The sequence below is a fragment of the Sulfuricurvum sp. genome, assembly GCF_049305995.1.
GTDB lineage: Bacteria > Campylobacterota > Campylobacteria > Campylobacterales > Sulfurimonadaceae > Sulfuricurvum.
This window is the reverse complement of sequence record NZ_JBAQPS010000351.1, coordinates 1-5958: the sequence shown is the minus strand read 5'-3', so window position 1 is coordinate 5958 and position 5958 is coordinate 1. Positions and strand designations below refer to the sequence as shown.

The 5958-nt window shown below is 45.7% G+C and carries 7 protein-coding genes; 5 read left to right on the top strand and 2 right to left on the bottom strand.

Going from position 1 to position 5958, the window contains the following annotated elements:
- Positions 1-1139, bottom strand: a 1139-nt coding sequence (locus WA010_RS11835; RefSeq protein WP_422557320.1) for a sigma 54-interacting transcriptional regulator, incomplete at its 3' end; no start/stop codon positions are given.
- 141 nt (positions 1140-1280) lie between these two features.
- Between WA010_RS11835 and WA010_RS11830 the strand changes: the two genes are divergently transcribed.
- The 5 genes from WA010_RS11830 to WA010_RS11810 are packed head-to-tail and all read left to right on the top strand — an operon-like array spanning position 1281 to position 4892.
- Positions 1281-1829 (top strand): redoxin family protein, encoded by a 549-nt coding sequence (locus WA010_RS11830; protein WP_422557319.1) that lies wholly within the window; start codon positions 1281-1283, stop codon positions 1827-1829.
- A gap of 22 nt (positions 1830-1851) precedes the next feature.
- Positions 1852-2286, top strand: coding sequence for an ankyrin repeat domain-containing protein (locus tag WA010_RS11825; protein WP_422557318.1), 435 nt, complete (start codon positions 1852-1854; stop codon positions 2284-2286).
- A complete protein-coding gene (locus WA010_RS11820; RefSeq protein ID WP_422557317.1) occupies positions 2231-3481 on the top strand; it encodes a hypothetical protein in 1251 nt (416 codons plus the stop codon). The genes WA010_RS11825 and WA010_RS11820 overlap by 56 nt, the downstream gene beginning before the upstream one ends.
- Positions 3478-4578 carry an alanine dehydrogenase gene (ald, locus tag WA010_RS11815; RefSeq protein ID WP_422557316.1) on the top strand — a complete coding sequence of 367 codons (1101 nt, stop codon included), beginning with the start codon at positions 3478-3480 and terminating at the stop codon, positions 4576-4578. The genes WA010_RS11820 and ald overlap by 4 nt, the downstream gene beginning before the upstream one ends.
- On the top strand, positions 4575-4892 hold the full coding sequence (locus WA010_RS11810; RefSeq protein ID WP_422557315.1) for a hypothetical protein: 318 nt from the start codon (positions 4575-4577) through the stop codon (positions 4890-4892). Before ald ends, WA010_RS11810 begins: the two co-directional genes overlap by 4 nt.
- A gap of 7 nt (positions 4893-4899) precedes the next feature.
- On the opposite strand, the gene WA010_RS11805 is transcribed toward WA010_RS11810, so the two are convergent.
- Entirely contained in the window at positions 4900-5919 is a 1020-nt protein-coding gene (locus WA010_RS11805; protein WP_422557314.1) for a hypothetical protein, read from the bottom strand.
- Between the last annotated feature and the right edge of the window lie 39 nt (positions 5920-5958).

The following is a 5958-nucleotide window of genomic DNA, read 5'->3' as shown; positions in this document are numbered from 1 at the left end:
AGATTGATCGGGATAACGTTGAGACGGTAAAACAGATCTTCTCGGAACTCACCCTTGCGTACCATCTCTTCGAGATTACGGTTGGTAGCGGCGACGAGTCGGACGTTGGTTTTAATCGTTTTGTTACCACCGACTCGCTCAAACTCCTGTTCTTGTAAAATACGGAGGAGTTTTACTTGGAGTGAGGGGGTAATGTCTCCGATCTCATCGAGAAACAGTGTTCCTCCATCGGCGAGTTCAAAACGCCCTTTACGCATCTCTCTCGCATCGGTAAAGGCTCCCTTTTCATGTCCAAAGAGTTCGGATTCAAGGAGAGTTTCACTGATAGCGGCACAGTTTAGTTTGATAAATGGACCGTTTTGACGACGGCTGAGATTATGAACAGCTGTTGCAATCAACTCTTTACCGGTTCCTGTTTCACCGCGGATAAAAATCGTCGCATCGGTTGGTGCTACGGTGTTGATCATCCCAAATACCTGCTGCATACGAGTTGAACGTCCGATGATATTTTCAAATTTGTAATCTTTTTGCATCTCTTCTTTGTAGTAGGTTTTTAGCTCGCTGAGGGACTCTTTTTCTTCGGTTAATTTTTGTTGTACTTTGAGTGATCCGACAAAAAGCGATCCGACGATGGTGAGCATTCGGACAATTTCGTCGAAATTTAGAGGGCTCCCTTTTCCAATGTTGGCAGAAATGACTCCGATGACCTCTTCGTCTTGGAGGAGCGGAACGGCAACATAGGAAACCATCTGAGTTGAGATGTTTCCCATTTTGTTGAGATAATTGATGTTGTTATGGATATTTTCAATAACGATCGGTTCACGGCTTTTGGCGGCCAACCCTGTCGCCCCTTCGCCAAAACGGTACGTTGCTACTTTTTTTTGATAGGGTTCTAAATCGATTGATGCTAAAAGTTCTAGCTCATTCACATCATCTTTTTTACGAAATAGAGCACAGCGCTCCAAATAGCCGTGTTGTTTGAGGCGGCGCATCGCTTTTTCAATGCTTGTGGTGATTTCAGTTGTGCTGGTGAGCATAACTGCGACTTCATAAAGGATGTTGATCTCTTTGTACGCAAAAGTCAGTGCACAAGTTTGGCACTCTTCACGATTAGGGATATTAGCTTCATAGGTCATCATTGCATTGTCTTTACTATTAAATTGTTTAGTAATTGTAGTACAAAATGCGACAATGAACCAATATTCATGTGGATAAAAAATAGGCAGTTTATAGAACTGATTTTGCACTACGTTCTTAAAATGATCCAATAAGGAGAAACTATGCAAATTACCGTTCATGGAACACCGACACCTTTAGAGGGAAAAGAGATGACAATATGGCGTGAAGCACCGGCTGCACGCGTTAGTAACCTCGATGGGAGCCAAAATGTTATTGGGATGATTGCCCCTACGGCACAACTGCTCATCGCAATCCCTTCACTTAAAACTGAAGTGTGCTCATTGGGGGCTAAAAAGTTTAATGACCTAATTAAACAGTTTAAAAAGCTCAAAACGGTGATGGTAACGACGGATGACGCCGAATTTGTCAACGATTTTGTCGCGCGTGAAGGGATCGATAGTGCTGAGATCGTGATCGATACCAATCGTGATTTTGCTAAAAAGTTCGGAATCCTTATCCCTGAGGGAAAACTCAAAGACCGTCTAGCACGCGCCGTATTCGTCATCGACCAAGAGGGGATGATTAGTTATGTAGAAGTTGTCCCTGAGATCACTGATGAAGTCGATTATGATAAATGTATCGAAGCGGTTGATAAAGCGGCGAATTTCAAGAAAAAAGGGCACGACCACGAAAACTGGATGGGTGTTTAAGATCCTATACGAGGAGTACATTATGGTAGAGCAATACATTACATGGTTGAACGAACGGGGATTTCATCCGGATGATCTCGAATATCGCGGGTTTAATGGCAATACTCCTCTGATGCTTGCCGCATTGGAAGGGAATGCCATGATGGTCTCACGTCTCATCGAAGCGGGTGCTGATTTGTATGCGATTAATGACGACTTTAACGGTGTGTTGTTCAATGCCGCTTATGCAGCCTCACCTGAAGTGATCCGTTTGCTGGTCGAAGCGGGAGCCGATATCAATGACACGAATGAAGAGGGGACAACGGCGCTGATGTATGCCGCTTCGGCATCGCGTGTGGAGTGTGTTAAGATGCTTCTCTCGCTCGGAGCTGATACTACACTTCAAAATGAAGACGGTTTCAGTGCGATCGAATTCGCTACAAATCGCGACGTATTTAACCAACTGCGCAGTGCGTGAACAAACTCTCCTAACCCGCGAATGGGTTGCCGCTAAACAAACCTTCTTGGATTGGGATTCGCAACCCTCGTTATTTAAACACTATCCTCATTTTTGCTATCGCGTGAGACTCGGCGATTATCCGTCTCTCGCATGGTTGAGAGAAACGCGATGTATAACGGATGAACATACCGTTGCTCAAAAGCCCTATCGCAGGCTTAATGTTCCCTCTGCAGGAAACCTTCACCCTCTCGAAATCTATGTACAAATTCGTAATATCACAGGGTTGCTTAGCGGGATTTATCATCTCGATGTGTTACACGAAGAGTTAGTGATGATTCGAGAGATCGCAGGGGAGGGGATAGAACCTTATGTTGGGATGGAGAAACGTTTTAACGGGGTAATCGTGATGATCTCATTGGTTCCGTTTCGATCCTCTTGGAAATATGGATTACGTGCATGGCGGTATCTCTATCTTGATCTAGGGCATCAAATCGATGCGTTGTATGCATCGATACGACATTTTGGGATGAGTTGTACAAAATTGTCGGTAAACGAAAAACTCAATGCGATCATGGGACTAGGAGCGGATGAGGTGATCGGGGCAGTTTATGGCGTGGGTGAGTTGGGTGAACGAAGCGTGAAGCCTTTGAGCCTTCCTCTGATGCACGTACAGCCAACCGATTATACACAGACTTTAGAGCCATTAACGGCTAGTTTGGCGGAAGTTGGCATCTATACTGAGATAGCAACGCCCATTGTGTATGAAGATTTTTTGAAAATCAATCACACACGTCGCAGTGCACGAGAGTTTAATCCAGAGGGGATGAGTGATACGGTTATTCAAGAGCTTATGTCGATACCTGCAGCTGTTTCTTTAGAGATTGGTATTTTTGTTTTTCAGGCATACTCTATGCAATTAGGGTTATATCGTAACGGGAAATGTGCCGTGAGTGGAAATTTTAATTCTGAAATAGTTCATCTGCTTTTGGATCAGCGTTTTATTTCAGGATCAAATATGGTAGTATTAATTTTTGCAGAAAATTTTTGTGCACAGACCCATATCGAAGCGGGAAACTATGCCCAAGAACTCTATGTAGCGTGTGAACATCACAATGCAGGATGCAGCGGAATCGGAGCTTTTTATGATGATGAAGCCCTCCGCTGGTCGGATAAAGCACTGCTCTATGCGGTCGCTATAGGGGGAAAAGTATGATTATCGGAGTACCAAAAGAGATTAAAACAGACGAGTTTCGTGTCGGAATGACACCATCAGGGGTGATGGAGTGTATCAAAGCCGGACATAGTGTATTAGTAGAGCAGGGTGCAGGATTAGGGAGTGGTTTCGAGGATTCTCTCTATCTGAGCAGTGGAGCGGTTATCGTCGAGAGTGCGGATGATGTCTATGCGGGTTCTGATATGATCGTCAAGGTCAAAGAACCGATAGAGATAGAATACAACCGTTTAAAAGAGGGGCAAATCCTTTTTACCTATCTTCATCTCGCAGCCGATAAAAGACTCACCGAAGTGTTATGCGAGAAAAAAATTACGGCACTGGCGTATGAGACGTTTCGACTCAATCGACGGCTACCGTTACTGGAACCGATGAGCGAGATCGCGGGGCGTATGGCAACACTGTTCGGTGCGGTTCATTTGGGACGCTACAACGGCGGGAGCGGACGATTGCTCGGTGGTGCGGTTGGAGTAGAGAGAAACCGTGTTTTGGTACTGGGAGCAGGGGTAGCCGGTAAAGCAGCAGCCGATGCTGCGGCAGGTTTGGGTGCTGAGGTGGTGATGATGGATATCAACACGGAACGGCTCACCTATCTGCGGGATGTGATGGCACCGAATGTAACGATGATCTATTCTACTCAGGACGCGATATTGGAGCATATTAAAACGGCTGATCTGATTATCGGTACGGTGCTCCTTCCGGGGGCAAAAGCACCGAAACTCATCACTCGCGATATGCTCTCTCTCATGAAAAAAGGGACGGTTTTGGTCGATGTTTCCATCGATCAGGGGGGATGTTTTGAGACCTCTCATGCAACGACCCATTCGCATCCGACATTTGAGATAGAGGGGATCGTCCACTATTGTGTTGCCAATATGCCGGGGATGTACCCGCGTACCTCGACAGTGGCACTCACCAATGCAACACTGCCATATGCGATTAAAATCGCTTCCACACCGCTTCCTGTGCTTTTAAAAGATGAGTTATATGTGTGTGCGTTAAATACGTATGACGGTGATGTGACCAACGAGGCAGTAGCCACAGCTCATGAAATGCCGTATAAAGGAATAATGCTATGAGTGAGATCGATAAAGCGCACGAGATTTTAGCCATCTACCGATTTTATAAAATGGACGGTAAACTCTACCACTACGATGAAGATGATCGACTCGATGAGTTGTTTGATGCAGTCATACACGCGATCAACGATTGCGGTATCCTCAAACCTCTCTTGCCGCGTGAAGAGTTTGTGGTTCCGTGTCGAGGGATACTGAATCAAGAGCGGGAGTGGTTACAGCGGTTCGAGCATCAAGATACCCGCGCTTTTTTCCTGAGTGATATTTATGATTTTTTGAAGTTGTTTACGGGACGGACGAAGTTACGAGTGAATTAAAAGCCGTCTAAATTATAAATGCTCCGTCTCTATAGATCACTTCATCCCCAAGCGAAAAGGTGTGGGTATCGGCAAAAACATCAACATGGTAGAGACCATCTCGGCGTTTAAAACCCGGTTTGCCGTAAGTTCCGTGTTTCGCCCCCAGTGATATGTGAACCCCGCACATCCGCTCATAGGTTCCAGTATCGGCTACGGTGCGTGTTTTGCTAAAGGCTCGGTTGAGTCCGAAACCGAGTTCTCGTATCCATATTGTCCCCTCATCTCGACGGATGTTGTAGAGGATGAGGTCAAATGCAGGAGTAGAGTTTTCGCACGCGACGACTTGCCCCTCTTCGATGATGAGGGTGATAGGAGTTTCAGGGGTGTTGATTTTATACGTGACATCCCCGAAGCAATAAATTTTGACCCGTCCATGAACGGCTCTGAGATCTTGCGCTTCGGTAAAGACTTCTCCCAGCGGAAACTGTCCGCCCCAGTTGGGTAATCCCGTATAATCCCCGATATTGACTTTGGCAGATTCGAACGGTGAACCATAAATCAACAGTTCCCCGCCGCTATCGAGTACCCCCATCGGTGCGCTGTCTATTTTAGACTGGAGGGTGCGACCGAGAGGACGGTAATACTCCTTGTCATATTCCAGCGAATCGATAAAATACGACGCTTCATCATCCGACATACGGCCCAGATGGGGGTGTTCGATCACTTTGAGTTTGAGTTTGAACAGTTCGACACGCAGCCGAAACGCATCGAGGCGGAAATTGGTCGATTGGATCAATACTACCAAATCCGAAGGGTTAAGTGCTTCTAACTGTGCTCGAACGTCTTGGGGTTCATGGCCGTCAAAATCGATTAAGCGTGCATGGGGGAGGGCACGTTTATACCCCTCCATCAAAAGTGTCGCGATTAGACATCGTGTGTCATACACTACGATGGCATTTTCTGAATCACTATGATGAAATGCCTCACGTAAAAGAGTGATAAGATACTCTCTCGTTCTTTCTATCAACTCTTCTGTATTATTCATATTTACTCACTGTATATACTAAATATGAGAATTTTACTC